The 16,020-nt window shown below is 74.2% G+C and carries 15 protein-coding genes and 2 pseudogenes; 6 read left to right on the top strand and 11 right to left on the bottom strand.

Features of this window, described 5'->3' with window-relative positions; genetic code table 11:
• A pseudogene (locus DMH08_RS40500) lies at nucleotides 1–412 on the top strand (hypothetical protein); the annotation flags it as partial.
• Here DMH08_RS40500 and DMH08_RS32735 read toward each other — a convergent pair.
• Nucleotides 399–1,724, bottom strand: a complete 1,326-nt coding sequence (locus DMH08_RS32735) for a cytochrome P450 (protein WP_125619883.1) — start codon at nucleotides 1,722–1,724, stop codon at nucleotides 399–401. The pseudogene DMH08_RS40500 and the gene DMH08_RS32735 overlap by 14 nt on opposite strands.
• A gap of 281 nt (nucleotides 1,725–2,005) precedes the next feature.
• Between DMH08_RS32735 and DMH08_RS32730 the strand changes: the two genes are divergently transcribed.
• Together DMH08_RS32730 and DMH08_RS32725 are read left to right on the top strand one after the other, a co-directional pair.
• Nucleotides 2,006–3,040: an alpha/beta hydrolase gene (locus DMH08_RS32730; protein WP_026401835.1), complete on the top strand. Its 1,035-nt coding sequence runs from the start codon at nucleotides 2,006–2,008 to the stop codon at nucleotides 3,038–3,040.
• Between the two features lie 212 nt (nucleotides 3,041–3,252).
• Nucleotides 3,253–3,621 carry a LysE family transporter gene (locus DMH08_RS32725; RefSeq protein WP_199748118.1) on the top strand — a complete coding sequence of 123 codons (369 nt, stop codon included), beginning with the start codon at nucleotides 3,253–3,255 and terminating at the stop codon, nucleotides 3,619–3,621.
• 28 nt (nucleotides 3,622–3,649) lie between these two features.
• Here DMH08_RS32725 and DMH08_RS32720 read toward each other — a convergent pair whose 3' ends face one another.
• Nucleotides 3,650–5,134 carry an AI-2E family transporter gene (locus tag DMH08_RS32720; RefSeq protein ID WP_267898587.1) on the bottom strand — a complete coding sequence of 495 codons (1,485 nt, stop codon included), beginning with the start codon at nucleotides 5,132–5,134 and terminating at the stop codon, nucleotides 3,650–3,652.
• Nucleotides 5,135–5,303: 169 nt separating this feature from the next.
• Here DMH08_RS32720 and DMH08_RS32715 point away from each other — a divergent pair, with 169 nt between their 5' ends.
• Together DMH08_RS32715 and DMH08_RS32710 are read left to right on the top strand one after the other, a co-directional pair.
• Complete coding sequence (locus DMH08_RS32715) at nucleotides 5,304–5,723, top strand: acyl-CoA thioesterase (protein ID WP_158642433.1); 420 nt, start codon at nucleotides 5,304–5,306, stop codon at nucleotides 5,721–5,723.
• An 85-nt stretch (nucleotides 5,724–5,808) separates the two neighbouring features.
• Entirely contained in the window at nucleotides 5,809–8,568 is a 2,760-nt protein-coding gene (locus tag DMH08_RS32710; RefSeq protein WP_125619875.1) for an ATP-binding protein, read from the top strand.
• Nucleotides 8,569–8,572: 4 nt separating this feature from the next.
• On the opposite strand, the pseudogene DMH08_RS40495 reads toward DMH08_RS32710, so the two are convergent.
• The 5 genes and pseudogenes from DMH08_RS40495 to DMH08_RS32695 all read right to left on the bottom strand — a co-directional run.
• Nucleotides 8,573–8,692: pseudogene (locus tag DMH08_RS40495) on the bottom strand (hypothetical protein); the annotation flags it as partial.
• Nucleotides 8,693–8,719: 27 nt separating this feature from the next.
• Nucleotides 8,720–9,478 carry an ABC transporter permease subunit gene (locus DMH08_RS32705; protein WP_125619873.1) on the bottom strand — a complete coding sequence of 253 codons (759 nt, stop codon included), beginning with the start codon at nucleotides 9,476–9,478 and terminating at the stop codon, nucleotides 8,720–8,722.
• On the bottom strand, nucleotides 9,475–10,176 hold the full coding sequence (locus DMH08_RS42040) for an ABC transporter permease subunit (protein ID WP_233617939.1): 702 nt from the start codon (nucleotides 10,174–10,176) through the stop codon (nucleotides 9,475–9,477). Before DMH08_RS42040 ends, DMH08_RS32705 begins: the two co-directional genes overlap by 4 nt.
• Nucleotides 10,173–11,093 carry a DUF1349 domain-containing protein gene (locus tag DMH08_RS42035; protein WP_233617942.1) on the bottom strand — a complete coding sequence of 307 codons (921 nt, stop codon included), beginning with the start codon at nucleotides 11,091–11,093 and terminating at the stop codon, nucleotides 10,173–10,175. Before DMH08_RS42035 ends, DMH08_RS42040 begins: the two co-directional genes overlap by 4 nt.
• Nucleotides 11,090–12,088, bottom strand: a complete 999-nt coding sequence (locus DMH08_RS32695; RefSeq protein ID WP_267898586.1) for an ATP-binding cassette domain-containing protein — start codon at nucleotides 12,086–12,088, stop codon at nucleotides 11,090–11,092. Before DMH08_RS32695 ends, DMH08_RS42035 begins: the two co-directional genes overlap by 4 nt.
• Between DMH08_RS32695 and DMH08_RS32690 the strand changes: the two genes are divergently transcribed.
• Nucleotides 11,972–13,522, top strand: a complete 1,551-nt coding sequence (locus DMH08_RS32690; RefSeq protein WP_158642431.1) for a recombinase family protein — start codon at nucleotides 11,972–11,974, stop codon at nucleotides 13,520–13,522. The two genes, DMH08_RS32695 and DMH08_RS32690, sit on opposite strands and share 117 nt — an antisense overlap.
• A gap of 62 nt (nucleotides 13,523–13,584) precedes the next feature.
• Here the strand turns inward: DMH08_RS32690 and DMH08_RS32685 are convergent, their stop codons facing one another.
• From DMH08_RS32685 to DMH08_RS32670, 4 genes are all read right to left on the bottom strand, one after another.
• Nucleotides 13,585–13,791 carry a hypothetical protein gene (locus DMH08_RS32685; RefSeq protein WP_125619869.1) on the bottom strand — a complete coding sequence of 69 codons (207 nt, stop codon included), beginning with the start codon at nucleotides 13,789–13,791 and terminating at the stop codon, nucleotides 13,585–13,587.
• Nucleotides 13,792–13,935: 144 nt separating this feature from the next.
• Entirely contained in the window at nucleotides 13,936–14,400 is a 465-nt protein-coding gene (locus DMH08_RS32680) for a DUF4282 domain-containing protein (RefSeq protein ID WP_233617940.1), read from the bottom strand.
• Complete coding sequence (locus tag DMH08_RS32675) at nucleotides 14,397–14,612, bottom strand: hypothetical protein (protein ID WP_125619865.1); 216 nt, start codon at nucleotides 14,610–14,612, stop codon at nucleotides 14,397–14,399. The genes DMH08_RS32680 and DMH08_RS32675 overlap by 4 nt, the downstream gene beginning before the upstream one ends.
• Nucleotides 14,612–16,020: replication initiator (locus tag DMH08_RS32670; protein ID WP_233617938.1), on the bottom strand; the 1,409-nt coding region annotated here is incomplete at its 5' end. The genes DMH08_RS32670 and DMH08_RS32675, both read right to left, overlap by 1 nt.

The following is a 16,020-nucleotide window of genomic DNA, read 5'->3' as shown; positions in this document are numbered from 1 at the left end:
GCTGCTGCCGGTGCCGCCGTTCGCGCCGGGCGGGGGTTCCGGCGAGGGCGCGGGTGATCTGGCGGGGCTGTCGGAGGGGCATCTGGCGGCGTTGCGCGAGCGCGGCACGCCGCAGCCGTTCGGGACGGTGACGCAGCCGCTGGAGCGTCCCGATCCGCCGCCGGAGACGCCGCGGACGCTGATCGCGACGTCGATCCCGCTGGAGGCGGTGCGGGCGATGGCCGAGGGCGGCCATCCGGTGTTCGCGGCGATGGCGGGGCCGGGGTGGACGCACCGGTCGCTGCCGACGGGGCACTGGCCGATGTTCTCGCGGCCGCGGGAGCTGGCGGCGCTCCTCGCGGCGGACGCCCCGGACGCCCCGGACGCCCCGGGCGTGCCGGGCGCGTCCGGGGAGGCGGTCAGGGGGCGGTGAAGGTGCAGGGCAGCCGCTTGTAGCCGTTGATGAGGCTGGACATCAGCCGGTCGGGCTCCCCGGCGGCGCGCAGGTCGGGGAGCCGGGTGAACAGCTCGCGGAACATCACGGTGATCTCGCGGCGGGCGAGGTTGGCGCCGAGGCAGAAGTGGGGTCCCGGTCCCCCGAAGCCGACGTGCGGGTTCGGGGAGCGGGTGATGTCGAAGACGTCGGGGTCGGTGAAGACGGTCTCGTCGCGGTTGGCCGAGTTGTAGAACAGCATGACCTTGTCGCCCGCGCGGAAGGCGTGGCCGTTCATCTCGTGGTCGCGGGTGAGGTTGCGGCGGAAGCAGATGACGGGCGTGGAGTAGCGGACGATCTCCTCGACGGCGCCGCCGATGCGGCCGTCGAAGTCCTCGAGCAGCAGGTCGCGCTGGGCGGGGTTGTCGGTGAGCAGTTCCAGGCCGTGCGCGATGGCGGTGCGGGTGGTCTCGTTGCCGGCGACGACGAGCAGCAGGAAGAAGGTGCCGAACTCGCGGGTGGTGAGCTTCTCGCCGTCGATGTTGGCGTTGACGAGGGCGGAGGTGAGGTCGCCGGTGGGCTCGGCGGCGCGTTCGCGGCCGAGGCGGGCGGCGAGGCGGTGCAGGTCGCGGCCGGCGAGGGCGACCTTGGCCAGGCCGAGGCCGGTGCGCAGGCGCCCCATGTCGGGGGTGATGCCGGTGTACTCGGGGTCGGAGTTGCCGAGCACGATGTTGGTCAGCCGCACGACCCGCGGGTGCAGCTCGTCGGGGATGCCGAGCATGTCGCAGATGACCTCGACGGGGAGGCGGACGGCGGCGTGCGCGACGAAGTCGAGGGGTTCGTCGGCGGGGCGGGACGCGCGGGCGGCGATGAGCTCGTCGACGATGCGGGCGGCGCGGGCGGCGATGTCGTCCTCGGTCTCGGCGAGCATCCGGGGGCTGAACGCGCGCGACACCACCCGGCGGATCTTGGCGTGCCGCGGGTCGTCCATGTTGATCATGGAGTTGACGTAGCGGTCGAGGAAGCCGGGCGAGTCGATGACGGTGGTGGCGTTCGGCTCGCTGGAAAAGACCTGCGGGTTGCGGGACGCCTCGGTGACGTCGGCGTGGGTGACCAGGGCCCAGTATCCGGCGCCGCGGCCGGTGAACGGGACGGGCGGGTCGGCGAAGAACGCGGGGGCGCCGCGGGCGCGCAGCGCGGCGAACGCGGCGGCGCGCTCGTCCAGGGGGCGGCCCCAGAAGCGCAGGTCGCTCAGGTCGATGTCGCGGGGGTCGATCTCGCCGATCGTCCCGCCGTCCTGCCGGGTGGTCATCGCCGCGTCCTCCTCGCCGGATCCGCCCCCCATGCTCGAGTAATCGCTTGCTTACGGTCAATACGGGCGGATGTGACCCACGCCACGCACCGCCGACGCGCCCCCGCAGGCCCCGGCGCACTTATCACGGCACCGCCGGCACCGGGAAGGACTCACTTCTCAACAGTGCTCCGCCGGTTTCTTATTACGGCGCCTTGTAGATCATTTAGCGGGAGGCGAGGACACTCGGCGGGAGCCGCGCGGCCCGTCCGGGGGCGGCGCCCAGTGCGCGAGGTGAGTCGATGACGCCGTCCGTCCCCAGCCAGTCACGCCCGGCCCGCGGGAGCCGCCCGGCGACGTCCGGCGCCCTCGTCGCGGTCCTCGTGGTGGGGGGCGGCGTGGGGATCGGCGCGGGCACCGCGGGCGCCGACGGCCCCGTCCGCGCCGACACCGGCGCGCGGATCGTCGCCGAGACCGGCCTGGACGGCAACGACGTCGACATCACCATCGACTCCCCCTCGCTGGGCAAGCGCGTCAAGGCCCGCGTGCTGCTGCCGGAGAACTGGACCCGCGGCGCCGCCCGGACCTGGCCGGTGCTCTACGCGTTCCACGGCGGGCAGGACGACTACACCTCCTGGGCCCGCAACACCGACATCGAGGCGTGGGCCCGCGCCTACGACGTCATCGTGGTCATGCCGGAAGGCGAGGACGGCTCCTACGCCGACTGGTACAACTACGGCAAGGGCGCCACCCCCAAGTGGGAGACGTTCCACACCGCCGAGGTCCGGCAGCTGATCGAGCGGAACTACCGCGGGGGCGCGCGCCGCGCCGCGATCGGCAACTCCTCCGGCGGCGCGGGCGCGGTGTCCTACGCCGCCCGCCACCCGGGGCTGTTCGGCTACGTGGCGTCGCTGAGCGGCGTGCTGTCGATGCGGCAGCCGGGCATCCCGGCGATGCTGATGTTCCTCAACGCCGGCAACGGTCAGGACCCGTTCGCGATCTGGGGCATCCCGTGGGCCGACGACGCCAACTGGAAGGCCCACGACCCGCACACCCTCGCGCCGAAGCTGCGCGGCACCGGCCTGTTCTTCTCCGCCGGGACCACGGGCCGTCCCGGACCGGGCGACCCGAACGTGGCGCCGTGGGACATCGGCCTGCTGAGCGAGATCGTGATCGGCGCCAACAACAAGGAGTTCAAGAAGCGCCTCGACGAGCTGAACATCCCCTACACCGCGCACATCTACGGCGACGGGCGCCACAACTGGCCGGCGTGGGTGCGGGAGAGCAAGTTCGTGTGGCCGACGCTGATGAACTCGATCGGCGCCGCCCGCCTCTGAACCCGGGCGTCCTCGCCTCACCGCGGGGAGGACATGGGAGACCGCCCGTGCGCGGGGCGAGGACCCGCCCGCGTCGCCGCCTGCGCCCGCGGCACGGTCCAGGGGGCATGGCACCGCGGTCGAGAGACGGGCGCGTGGGCCGGTGACAAGGCCCGGCGGCTCTCCGCTGCGAGCACTCAGGTGCCCGACGAACGCCCCCAGGAGGTTGACCGGTGATCACTTTGGCCGCGGTCGCCGGAGTGGCCCTGGTCGAACTCGGCATGGCCCTGACTCCGGGACCGAACATGGTCCACCTCGCCTCCCGCGCGATCACTCAAGGCCGCAGGGCGGGCCTGGTGAGTCTCGGCGGGACCGCCGTGGGATTCGTGGTCTACCTGCTCGCTGCGGCTGCGGGCCTGTCCGCGTTGTTCACCGCCGTGCCGGTGGCGTTCACGGTGGTCAAGCTCGCCGGAGCCGCCTACCTGGCCTACCTCGCCTGGGGCATGCTCAGGCCCGGTGGCCGCTCGCCCTTCGCCCCGTCCCGCACTCCTGTGTCCGGTCTGAGCCAGGCACGCGTGCCTGTGGCGCCGGTCCTGCTTTGAGGGACGGGTATCGGACCCGGGGCCGGCCTCACCCGTCGCGGGTGCCGCCCCCGGGCCCGTCGGCAGGTCCGTTCCCGGCGCCGTCCTGCGACTCCGGTTCGCCGCCGGGGCGGTCGCGGCGGCGCCACCGGGCGCGGCGGGCGGGCGGCTCGGTGAGGGGGTGCTCCTCGATGTCGTAGCGGCGGATGTAGGCGCCGGCGAACGCCTGGACGCTGGCGCCCAGCGGCAGCGCGAGCAGCACCCCGAGGGGCCCGACGACGGCGGCGCCGGCCAGCACGAGCCCGAACGCGACCGCGGGGTGCATGGCCATCGTGCTGGCGGTGATGCGGGGCTGCAGCAGGTAGTTCTCGAGCTGCTGGTAGCCGATGATGAACAGCAGCATCCACAGCGCGGTGGTGGGCGCCGCGGTGAGCGCGACCAGTACCGGCACCGCACCGGCCAGGTAGGTGCCGACGACGGGGATGAACTGCGACAGCACCCCCACCCACAGCGCGAGCGTCGCGGCGTAGGGGACGCCGAGCCCGGCCATCGCGATGTAGTGCGCGACGCCGGAGACCAGGGCGAGCAGGGCGCGGGAGTAGATGTAGCCGCCGGTCTTGTCGACGGCGATCTCCCAGGCGGTCAGGACCTGCCGCTGCCGGTGCGGCGGCAGCACCGAGCAGACCGTCCGGCGGAACTGCGGGCCCTCGGCCGACAGGTAGAACGTGAACAGCAGCACCGCGAACGCCTTGAACACCACTTCGAAGGCGGTGGCGCCGATCACCCACACGTTGCCCGCGAGCGCCGACAGCTGCCCCGACAGCTGCTGGGTGACGGTGGGCAGCCGCTGGAACAGCGTCTCGCGGGACAGCTCGGTGCCGAAGGTGTCGTTGATCCAGTCGATGACGCCGGTGACGTAGCCGGGGAACTCGTCGATGAGGTTGCTGGTCTGGGTGGCCAGCAGCGACCCGATGCCGCCGAGGAACCCGGCGAGGCACGCCGCGATGACCAGGAACATCAGCGCGGTGCCGGCGCCGCGCCGCCAGCCGCGCCGGGCGAGCCAGTTGACGGCGGGTTCGATCGCGAACGCCAGGAACAGCGAGGTGAGCAGCAGCACCAGCAGCTCGCGGAGGCGTTCGACGATCCACAGCCCGGCGACGAACGCCAGGGTGATCGCCCCGGCGAGCACGAACGCCTTGGGCAGCCACGGCGGCATCCGCCGCGCCTCCCGGCCGCCCGCGTACTCGTCCGGGGGGACGGCGGGCGGCCCGGCGCCCCCGGACAGGGGCCCCATGGGCATGGTGTCTCGGGGCGCGGTGTTCTCGGGCGGTCCGGCGGTCGCGCCGTGCCCTTCCGTGCCGTGCCCTTCCGTGCCGTGCCCTTCCGTGCCGTGCCCTTCCGTGCCGTGCCCTTCCGTGCCGGGGGCGGGCGCGCGGGTGATCCCCCCGGCGGGTTCGCCGCCGGGGGCGCCGGGCGCGCCTTCGGGGCCGCCGGCCGGTGCGTCCTCGGGCCGGTCGCCGGGCGGGTCGGGCATGTCCGCACGCTAACCGCGGGAGGGCGCCGTGACCGCGTGCCCGCACCCTCCGTGGAGGCAACCTTTGCCGAGACTTCAGCCGCCGGCACCACCCGCGGGCACGCCCCGGGAGACCGGCGGCGCGGCTCGCCCCGCCGGAAATGCGGGGATTCGCGGGAGGATGGGCGCCATGGGAGAGATCTTCACTCACCGGCTGCGGGTCCGCTACAGCGAGTGCGACCAGCAGGGCGTGGTGTTCAACGGGCACTACCTGTTCTTCTACGACGTGGCGTTGACGGAGATGTGGCGGGAGCTGATCGGCGACCCGGGCGCGATGGCGCGGGACGGCTACGACCTGGTGGTGGCGGAGGCGCGGATCCGGTTCCGTGAGGGCGCGCGGTTCGACGAGCTGCTGGAGGTGCGGATGCCGGTGGCGCACGTGGGCGTGACGAGCATGGTGGTGCGTCCGGAGTTCCGGGTCGGCGAGCGGCTCCTGGCCGACGGGGAGGTGCGGCATGTGTTCATCGACCCGGCCGGCACGGGCAAGCGGGAGATGCCGCCGCAGGTGAGGACGGTGCTGGAGGGGCTGCACGCGGTGAACGGCGGGTGACGGACGCCCCGCCCCGCGGCGCCCCGCCGCGGGACGGGACGTCGCGATGACGGCGGATCGCCCGGGGAGGACTACTATGCGCCGGGTGAGCTGGCAGGGGGCCGGGGCGCAGCCCGGCGGAACCGGGAGCGGGCCGGGCGGAGATCTGTTCGCCTCGGTCGAGGGCAACGTGCGTGAACTGGTGGCGTCCCCGTGGTGGCAGACGGCGCCGCCCGCCGAGCGCGCCGCGCAGATCGCGGCGCGGATGCTGTGGGGCGCGGGCGAGTGGTGGCTGTACGGCGCGTGGGGCCGCTGGTACCGGTGCGGGCTGGACGGGGCGTGGCACCCGTGCCCGCCGCCGGCCGACCCGGCCGACCGGGCGGTGGCGGTCCCGGCGCAGCGCGGCGCGGGGACGCCGCCGCTGCCGCCGCAGCTGTTCCCGACGGGCCCCGACCTGGCGGCGGGCCGGGTCGCGCCGCTGGGGTTCCTCGGCCCGGTGCCCGACACCTCGGTCGTGGCGCGGGTCTCGCAGGCGATCACGACGGCGCTCGCGGTGAACCCGGCGCAGTTCGCGCAGCGCGACCCGATGTTCCAGCCGGGGACGCCGTCCACGATCGCCGCCGCGTGGGGCGCGCTGCTGTGGTGCGCGGGCTCCCCGGTGGTGCTGACCGAGCACCCGCTGATCGAGTCGTTCATCCCGTTCCTGACGACCCCGGCCGAGCGGCTGCACTGGATGATGCCGCCGGACTTCGGGACGCTCGCCGGCTACTACGTGCACCGGCTCGGCGCGGGCGACGGCGGCGGCGCCGCCCACATCGCGCGGGTGATGTACGAGGTCGCGGCGGGGCTGCAGGCCGACCCGCGGTTCCGTCCGGGCGCGGACGCGCTGGCGGCGGTGACGGCGGCGTCGCTGCGGATGGTGAACCAGGACATGGCGACCGTCCGGTACGGGCCGGAGGCGATCCTGCAGGAGTGGCGGCGCCGCTGCCCGGCCGAGTTCGCCACCCCGATGGTCCGCGACACCTCCCCCGGCGAGTTCCTGCGGCTGGCCCTGTACGACCTGCAGCAGATCGTCGCGCAGATCACCGGCCCGCGGCGGCCGGCGGCGGGCGGCCGCGCCCACGACGAGGTGCGCCGCGCGGGGGTGGCGGTGCTGGCGGCGGACCTGCAGGCGGCGCCGGGCGCGCTGCCGGCGCTGCAGCGGTGGCTTGACCCCGACGGCGCCCGCACGGCGCAGGCCGTCCTGAGCGACCCGGCGCACCCGGGGCGGGCGCTGTGGCCGCGGGACGGGCGGCTGCCGGAGGCGCTGCGCACCGATGACGCCGACCTGCTGGCGTCGCTGCTGGCGACCACCTACACGCTGGGGCTGACGTGGTGCCGGCTGGCGCAGGTGCCGCCGCCGGCGACGGGGTTCGCGGTGCCGCAGGCGGCCGCGGCGGAGCTGACGTCCCCGGCGATGCACAGCCCGCCGTCGACCGACGAGCTGTCGGCGTGGGACATCATCAAGGCGGCGCGCGCGCACATGGCGGCGGAGCGCGCCGCGTCGGGCGGCGACGAGCCGGTCGCGCCGGTGCCGGAGCCGCAGCGGGAGCCGTCGGGGCCGCCGCCGGCGGCCGCACCGGTCGAGCCTCCCGCGGCGCCGCCCGTCTCCCCCGCGCCCGCTCCGGCGCCGGAACCGGCGGCCCCCGCACCGGACCCGGTCCCGGCCGCTCCGGTGCCGCCGCCGGAACCGCCGCCTCCGGCGTGGCCGCAGGCCGAGCCCGCGGCCGCGGCGCCCGACGCCGGCGCCGGTCCCGAACCGCAGTGGCCGGGCGAGCCCCGCACGCAGCTGGACTCCGGCGGGTTCCGCACCCAGCTCGACCCGGCACCGGCCTGGCCGGGCGCGGGCCCGGCCGCGGCGCCGCCCGACCCGGCCCCGGCGGCGGCCGACCCCGCGTCGCCCCCGCCGCCTCCGGTGCCGGACTGGGCGCGGGACGCCGACCGCGAGGCGGGCGGGGAACTGCCGCCGCCGCCCGCGCCGGTGCCCGCTCCGCCGCCGCCGCTGCCCCCGGCGCCCGCCCCCGACCAGGGCGCGCACGTCGCCGAGGCGTACGGGATCCGGTTCCTGTGCGGCGCCGACGACATCGAGCGGGTCGTCACCGAGGTGCGGCGTCGCGGCAAGTGGGCGCGGCGGCTGCGCGGGCAGCAGGTGTCGAGCGCGTCGGCGCCGGCGCTGCTGCTGATCGGCGGGCCGTCCAGCGGGCAGCGGCGGCTGGCGCGGATGGTGGCGCGGGCGCTGGCGGAGGTGGAGGCGTCCAGCGGCGAGGTCCGCGCGGTGCACGCCGAGGACCTGCGCGAGCGCGGCCCGGAGGGGCTGCGTGCGGCGCTGGAGGAGCACGCCGGGCACGTCCTGCTGCTCGACGGGCTGGACACGCTGATCCTGGACGAGGACCAGGGCCCGGCGTACGCGACGGTGCTCTACCGGACGCGGCTGGAGGGCGTGAACGACACGGCGCTGCTGGGCACGTGCGGCCCGGACCGGGTCGGTGAGCTGTCGGCGGCGTCGCCGGAGCTGGTGACGGACCTGCGTGCGGTGCGGCTGCCGGATCTGGCCGAGCCGCGGGCGCGGGCGGCGCTGGTGGGGCTGCTGGCGCAGGAGCGGTCGCTGCGGCTGGGCGCGGACGCGTGGGCGGTGGTCGACCGGGAGATCGGCGGGCTGCGGCCGCGGGGCCGGCTGACGGGCGCGCGGCTGGTGGAGGCGTATCTGGACCGGGCGGCGACGCGGCGGCTGGGCAGCGCGGAGGAGACGCAGGCGCTGGAGGAGGAGACGCTGTCGCTGACGGCGTCGGATTTCGCGGGGCTGGCGGCGGAGCTGTCGGGCCGCTGACCGGTCACGGCCGCGCGCTTGTATCGGGTGGCCGCCCGGCGGAGACGTTGCGCTCCAGCAGGCTCGCCTGTGAGCTCAGCAGGTCGCACAGAGCCTCCCGGTCGGCGAGGGAGCGGGCCACGACGCCGGCGAACCGCTCGGTGCGCCGGCGCTAGGCGTCGCGCGTGCACAGCAGCAGACCGCCGGTCAGCAGCGCCGCGGCGGCCCACCCGGCGGTCACACCGAGCCCGGCCCAGGGGCTGATGGGCAGGCCGCCGAGATCGGTGGTGGCCTGGATGGCGAGCCCGGCGCTCATCGGCGCGATCTTCTCCAGCAGGCGCTGCCAGTCCGGGTCGCTGATGGTCTGGGAGACGATCGGGACGATGTAGAGCAGGCCGAGGACGACGCCGATGCTGGTGGCCGAGTCCCGCGCCGCGGTCGCGACACCGAGGCTGAGAAGGCCGATCAGGACCAGGTAGAGGACCGTCCCGACGACCGCGCGCAGCGTCGGCCCGTCGGCCAGGGACAGGGCCCGGTCGCCGGGGTCGGGCAGGATGAGCCGCCCGGCGAGCACCGCCCCGAGGACGGCGACGGTCCCGCCGACGGCCACGACGCCGGTGAGAGCGACGGCCTTGGCCGCGAAGACCGTCGCCCGCCGCGGCACCGCCGCCAGGGTGGTGCGGATCATGCCCGAGCCGTACTCCCCGCTGACGACCAGCACCGCCAGGACGGCGACCGGCGCCTGGCCGAGGTAGACGCCCATGAGGGTCAGCTTGGTCGTGTCGCCGGCGCAGCCGCCGGCCGTGCAGTTCACCACCGACGTCGCCCCGACGCCAAGGGCCACCGTCGCCGCGAGGGTGCCGAGCAGCAGCCACAGCGGGCCGGCGACGGTCCGCATCTTCGTCCATTCCGCGTGCAGGGCGAGTCTCACGCGTCCCTCCTGCGGAGAAGGGCCGCGGCCACGGCCAGACTCACCACCGCGTAAGCGGCCAACACGGCGAACCCGGCCCACGGCGCCAGCGGGTAGTAGCCGTTGTACGGCGTGTAATGGCCTGCGACCTGCTCGTACTCCACAAGCGTCTGCTGGACGGCGAAGGCCGCCCCCGGTGTCACCCGGGCCAGCCAGTCCGCCACGCTCGCGGGCATGAACGGGATGGCCATCAAAATGTAGGGCAGCACGATGGCGACGACGACGGCGGTGACCGCGGCGGCGCTGTGCCGCAGGACGGCGCCGACGGAGAGGGCCAGGACCGAGGCGGTCGCGAGCAGCGCCGCGGTCCCGAGCGCCACCCGCAGTTCGGTCGCGGACGACACCGGGAAGATGTAGACGCCGTTGTCGCGGGCGAGCCGCTCACCGAGCGGAGTCGCGAGGATCGCCCCCGCCAGCCCGGCGACGAAGGTAACGCCCCCCAGCACGATCGCCTTGGCCACCAGCACCCGGCTCCGCCCCGGACTCGCGGCCAGGGTGATGCGGATCATCTTGGTGCCGTACTCCGTGGTGATGAACAGCGCCCCCACGACGATCACCGCGATCAGCGCGGCGAAGGTGCCGGTGAGAATGTCCCGGAGGGTGCCGCCGGTCGGCAGGGTCTCGCGGATGGCGGGCGCTATGTCGCCGGCGCCGGTCACCGTGAACCCGCCGCCGGATCCGGTGAACGACCCCGATGTGTTCTCCGGGTAGCCGGCGAAGCCGGGGGACTGCGCTTCCACCTCCCACCGGTCCACCTCCCACCGGTCCACCTCCCATCGGTCCACCTCCCATCGGTCCACCTCCCATCGGTCCACCCACCATCGGTCCACCCACCATCGGTCCGCCCACCATCGGCCCAGCCCCCTTGGACGCGAAGATCCCCGAAGGTGGCCGTCGAGACGCTGCCGCGCGTGCCCATGCCGTCCAGGGCGGGCGGGGACGCGACGAACAGCCCGACCTGCACGGTCGATCCGAGCCCGCTCACCCGCGCGGCGCCCACCTCGGTCCAGCTCGTGCCGTCGGTGGAGGCATAGCCGGTGATCGTGTCGCCCGAGCGGTCCAGCCGCAGCCGGCGGGGGGACTCGGCGGAGACCGGGCCGGGAAGGCCGGCGGTGTCGTTGACGTAGGCGTCCTGCATCCGCACGCCGTGGCCGCCGGTGACCATGATCGCCGCGTAGGGTGATCCCTGGCGGGTGCTCTCCTTGATGATGAGCCCGGCCTTCGCCCACGGCACGGTGCCGGGCCGCAGGTCCCCGGGTCCCTCGGGGATGCTGCTCTCGAGCTCGGAGACGGAGACGGTGATGCCGCCGTCCCCGGTCAGCGGCTGGTGCACGAAGTAGAAGCTGTCGGTGACCGGCGCACCGCCCGGCCCGGTCGGAACGTGCGGTGCGCCCTTCTGATCGCTGCTGAACCCGGCGAGCACGGCGAACAGCACCGGCAGCAGCGTCGCGGCCACCATGCCGGTCGCCCAGCCGCGGACGGTCCGGAACTTGGTCCATTCCGCGTGCAGCACCTGGAGGAAGCCGTCCCGCCCGACCCGTCGGCCGGAGCGGTGAGACGTGGCGGTGGGGGTCACCGCGGGACCTCCGTGGGCGTCGCGGCGCGGAACTCGACCGCCTCGCGGGTGAGCTCCAGGTAGACGTCCTCGAGGGTGGCGCGGTGGGCCGATACCTCGGAGAACGGCACCGCGCCCTGGCTGAGCAGCGTCACGATCCGATCCGCGGGCAGGCCCGAAACGGTGATGGTGTCGCGTCCGGTGGCCGTCGCGGTCGCGCCGGCATCCGCGAGCACCCCCATCGCGTGCGTCCCGGCCGCGGTCCGCACGGCCACCCGGTTCCTGGAGGCGGCCGCGATCAGGTCGGCCACGCCGGCGTCGGCGATGGCCTTGCCGCGCCCGACCACGACGAGGTGGTCGGCGGTGTCCTGCACCTCGCTCATCAGGTGGCTGGAGACCAGCACGGCGCGGCCCTGAGCGGCCAGCGACCGCAGGAAGCCGCGCATCCAGACGATGCCGTCGGGGTCCATGCCGTTGAACGGCTCATCGAGCATGATGATCGGCGGGTCGCCCAGCAGGGCCGCGGCGATCCCGAGCCGCTGCCGCATGCCCAGCGAGTAGCCGCCGGCCTTGCGCCGGGCCGCCGGGGCCAGGCCGACCTGCTCGATCACCTGGTCCACCCGCCGCGCGGCCAGGCCCTGCGAATGCGCCAGCCACAGCAGGTGGTCGCGCCCGCTGCGGCCGGGGTGCGGCGCTGCCGCGTCCAGCAGTGAACCGACATGGTTCAGCGGCCGCCGAAGACTGCGGTACGGCTTGCCCTCGATGAGCGCGGTGCCCTCCTCGACCGCGTCCAGGCCGAGGATCACCCGCATCGTGGTGGACTTCCCGACTACGGATTTGAAGGGTTTCTCCGGGGTATAAATGCAGGTAGAACGGCAGATCGACGGGAGGGCAGGGCGATGGAGATCGAGACCGAGGCGGTTGCCGATTACTTGCGGATCAGCCTGGACAAGACCGGCGCCGCGCTTGGTGTGGGCTCCCAGCACGAGGAAAACGAGGAGTTCGCCGAGGAGCATTTGGGAACCGGCATCGGCCGCAGCTACAGCGACAACGACACCAGCGCCTTTAGTGGCGTGGAGCGCCCCGGCTACCAGGCCCTTATGGCCGCGATCAAGGCCGGGCGGGTCAAGGTGCTGATCATCTGGCACGCGAACCGGCTTCACCGCAACACCGAGGAATTGCCCGAGTTCATCCGGGTAGCGCGCGCGGCCAAGCTCAAGCTCTACGCGACCAGCAAGGGCGAGGCGTACAACCTTGAGAAGGCCGCAGGCCGCAAGGCGTTGCGCGACGACACCAGCGAAGCCGAGTACGAGAGCGAGCACCGTGGGGAGCGCGTAGCGCTCGCCCGCAAGCGCCAGGCCCGCAACGGCGACCACGGAGGAGGCCCGCGCCCGTTCGGTTGGGGAGTGGACACCGGCCGGGTTCGGTCGGTGTGCATCAACCCCAAGGCCCCGACCATGGAACGGGTCTACGAGGACCGCCCGGTGCTGGACATGACCCAGCACAACCCGACCGAGGCGGCCGAGATCCGGCGTTGGGCCGACGACAGTCTTGCCGGTGTGCCAATGTCGCAGATCTTGGCGAGTCTGGCGGAACGGAAGGTGCCCACGGTCAGCCAGGCCGACGGCCGCACGCTCAAGCGCAACGGCAAGCAGGCCGAGCACGGGGGTTGGGACGCCCGCACGATCATCCAGATCCTCACCCACCCCCGCACGTCCGGCCACAGCGTCTACCGAGGGAAGATCGTCAAGCGGAACGCGTTTCCCGCGATCATCCCCGAGGACGTCAGGCAAGCGCTCATAACCAAGTTCGCCGACCCCGCCCGCAAGACGTCGCCCGGCAACACCCCCAAGTGGCTCGGCAGCCTGATCTACCGATGCGGCAAGTGCGACAACGGAGCCGTCCTCACCGTTCGCCGCAACAAGCAGGGAACGCCGTTGTACCAGCACAACGGGCATTGCCAGTGGCCCGCCGAAGAGCTTGACCAAGTCGTATCGGACGTGATCGTCGAGCGGTTGTCCCGCAAGGACGCCGCCGGGTTGATCGCGCCGAAGACCCAGGCGGCCGACATCGCCGCCATGCGCGAGGAGATCGTCACGTTGGAGGCCCGCAAGACCAGCGCCGCCCGCATGTTCGCGCGGGGAGCGCTGGACGAAGCCGGGTTGGAAGAGGTCAACGCGACCGCAGACGCCGATCTCGCCGACGTGCGCGCCAAGCTGGACGAGGCGACCAGCACCAACCCGCTTGCGCCGTTCGCGGCCAGCACCGACGTTCGCGCGACGTGGGAAGGCTTGAGTCTGGGCCGCAAGCGCGAGGTGTTGCGGTATCTGCTGCGAGTCACGCCCGGCATGCGCGGCCGAGGCGTGCGGCACGTGGATACGTCGCGGATCGACATCCGGCGCGCACCGCGCCAGCCCCAGCGCCCGCACAGCGGCAGCGCCGCAGCCTGACGGCCGGAGCACAGCAAGCCGCCCCGTACCCAGCCCACCGGGTACGGGGCGGCTCATCTCGCCTACGGCCGAGGGTTCAGAAGCAGCCCGAGCACCTCACGGTCCCGAGCGTCCAGAGGACCGAGGCCATCCACCACGCGCGCCACCCAGGCCGCCCGCTCGTCCCCGTCGCGCCCGTCGCCGCCGCGCTCATCGGTCACGTCATCGTTGTTGGTCGCCGTCCGGTCCCCGTCGCATCGGTCGCCCATGCCACCCCCGTAGATGATCATGGTTTCGGCTGTGATCGGTTCCGTCCCACGAACCCCCACCCACCACCCTTCAAAGGCGCCGCTACGCGGCACGCCCTCCTTTGTGCGGGCCGGTCCGCTCGTCTTGGCCGCCGCCCCGCAAGCCAAGGCGAGCGGACCGACCGGTTACGGCCGCCGGTTCGGCGGGAGACCCCAGCCGCCCGAGGCCGGAGGCGACGGCGGAGCAACAGGCGGAGCAGGTGGAGGCTGCGGCGGAGCAGCCCAGCCCGGCACGGCCCCCGGCGCGCGGCCCGGCACGGCCGCAGGCGGCTCGGCCGGTTTCGGTGCCGCAGGCCGCTCCATGGACCGGCCGTGCGTGAAGGTCATCATGAGCCATTCGCAGGCCACCCGCGAGAGCAGCACCCCGCCCACGCCCGCCGCGATCATCACCGGCGCGAACCAGAGCCATCCCGTGCCCGCCCAGGCGGAGAAGCCCCAGAGCGTCAGCAGCCCCATGACGCAGCCGAACGCGTTGAACCCCGCCGCCGACACGTACAACAGCCCGATCAGACGTGGCGTGATCACCCACCGGAAGCGCACATCCAGCAGCGCCCGCAGCAGGGACGGCGCCCGATACGGCCCGCCGCTCATGACGTCCACCCGCACGAGGACGCCAGCCAGAGCACGCCCGCGCCCATCAGCCCCAGCCCCCACAGCGAGAGCCACAGGCACGGGAACCGGTACCGCAGCGGTTCCCCCATCCGGATGCGGATCGTCCGGCCGCCGCCACGGCCGAGCCCGACCCGCAGCAGCAGCGGGATGGCCGCCAGCGCCACCAGCACCCCGAGAACCTCGCTCAGCATCACCCGAGCCCCTCTCTCGTCACCGTCGCCAGGTCCGCGTGATTGCGGGCCGCCGCGTGATCGCGCGCCAGCGACGCCGCCAGGTCCGCGTCACCCAGCCGCCGCCATCCCGTCCCCGCGTACCGCCAGTCGCGCACCAGCACCGCGCCCCCGTCGCCGTCCGCGACCGACCACGGGTCGCAGCGCCCCCCGCCGCGCGCGTCCCGGTTCGCCGTCCGCCAGACCCGCCGCACCGCGCCGAGCGTTGCCCGCGTCACGCTGTACCAGCGGCTTTTGGTGGACCAGTGGCCCCGGTAGCCCAGCGTGTGCACGTAGGCGTCCAGGCGCAGACCCGCGTACTCCTCCCGCCGGGCCAGCCGCAGGCACGCCAGCACCAGAAGCCCGATGTGCGGATCGCCTACCTTCTTGAGCACCCGGGACGCCGACCGGGCACCGAACGCCCGAGCCGGGAGCCCCGGGAACGCATCACCCGCCGTTTTGCCGATGTACTTCGCCAGGTAGCCCGCCGATCGGTCCGGGTGAGCGACCGGCGCCACGTCGAGCTGGACGCCCCAGCCGACCGACCGGGCCCCCAGACCCGGCAGCGGAACCCGCACCCGCGCCGCCGCGTCCCGGATCGCCGCTTCCAGCGCCGCCGCGTCCGCCCAGGCAGGAGGAGCCGTCACCGCGCTACGGTCCCCGACCGGCGCCCCGTCCAGCCGGATGACCGCGTGCAGGTGTACCGCGCCCCGCCGCTGATATTCGGCGACCTTGACGTAAGAGACCCGCAGCAGTTCCCGGACCGCCCGGACCGTGACCGGCGCCCCGGTGCGTTCCGTGCCGACCCGGGCAAGAGCCCGGTAGAGGTAGATCACGGTGCGGCGCCACAGCTCGGGGACCGCCGCGTGCCACCGCACGTGATCGTCGTACCGGTAGCAGTCGAAGCAGAGCGGCCGACCGGTCAGCGGATCATCCGGCCCGTGCCGCCCGTCGCACCACGCACGCTGCCCGTGCCGACAGTGCGACGGCCCCCGCCGACCCCGGCACGGCCCGCCGTCCGTAGTCCGATGCACCGCCCCGAACGATGGCGCCGTGAACGTCGCCAGCACCGCCGGATGCCCTGCCACGCTCGCGGGTACCGCGTCCACCCGCCCCGGCAGTTGCGGCGCACGCCCCCGCAGGCCCGCCGCGATCAGATGCCAGGTGTCCCGCCGGTACACCTCCGCACACGACGGGCACACCGCCGCCCGCCGGTCCCCGCAGGCGATCAGCATGACCCCGTCCGGCGCCCCGTGCGAGGACCATTCCGCGCGTACCTCGCCCGTCCGCTCGTCCACCGCCATCGCGCCACCGGCCAGCCGCACCGGCCGCGCGCAGTGCCCCGCATGCGCCACCTGACGCGCCCACGCCCGCCAGCCGTCCCCATCGG

This window comes from Actinomadura sp. WAC 06369 (assembly GCF_003947565.1).
Classification (GTDB): domain Bacteria; phylum Actinomycetota; class Actinomycetes; order Streptosporangiales; family Streptosporangiaceae; genus Spirillospora; species Spirillospora rifamycini.
The sequence above is the reverse complement of the archived record's forward strand: the minus strand, read 5'-3'. Positions and strand labels throughout refer to the sequence as shown.

Coding starts and splice junctions, on each gene's coding strand:
- DMH08_RS32715 (WP_158642433.1), top strand. CDS start 5,304: ATGGGAGAGATCTTCACTCACCGGCTGCGGGTCCGCTACAGCGAGTGC.
- DMH08_RS32680 (WP_233617940.1), bottom strand. CDS start 14,400: ATGAGCGGCGGGCCGTATCGGGCGCCGTCCCTGCTGCGGGCGCTGCTG.
- DMH08_RS32690 (WP_158642431.1), top strand. CDS start 11,972: ATGGAGATCGAGACCGAGGCGGTTGCCGATTACTTGCGGATCAGCCTG.
- DMH08_RS32685 (WP_125619869.1), bottom strand. CDS start 13,791: ATGATCATCTACGGGGGTGGCATGGGCGACCGATGCGACGGGGACCGG.
- DMH08_RS32720 (WP_267898587.1), bottom strand. CDS start 5,134: ATGCCCGACCCGCCCGGCGACCGGCCCGAGGACGCACCGGCCGGCGGC.
- DMH08_RS32675 (WP_125619865.1), bottom strand. CDS start 14,612: ATGCTGAGCGAGGTTCTCGGGGTGCTGGTGGCGCTGGCGGCCATCCCG.
- DMH08_RS32735 (WP_125619883.1), bottom strand. CDS start 1,724: ATGACCACCCGGCAGGACGGCGGGACGATCGGCGAGATCGACCCCCGC.
- DMH08_RS32695 (WP_267898586.1), bottom strand. CDS start 12,088: ATGCTCCTCGGCGAACTCCTCGTTTTCCTCGTGCTGGGAGCCCACACC.
- DMH08_RS32730 (WP_026401835.1), top strand. CDS start 2,006: ATGACGCCGTCCGTCCCCAGCCAGTCACGCCCGGCCCGCGGGAGCCGC.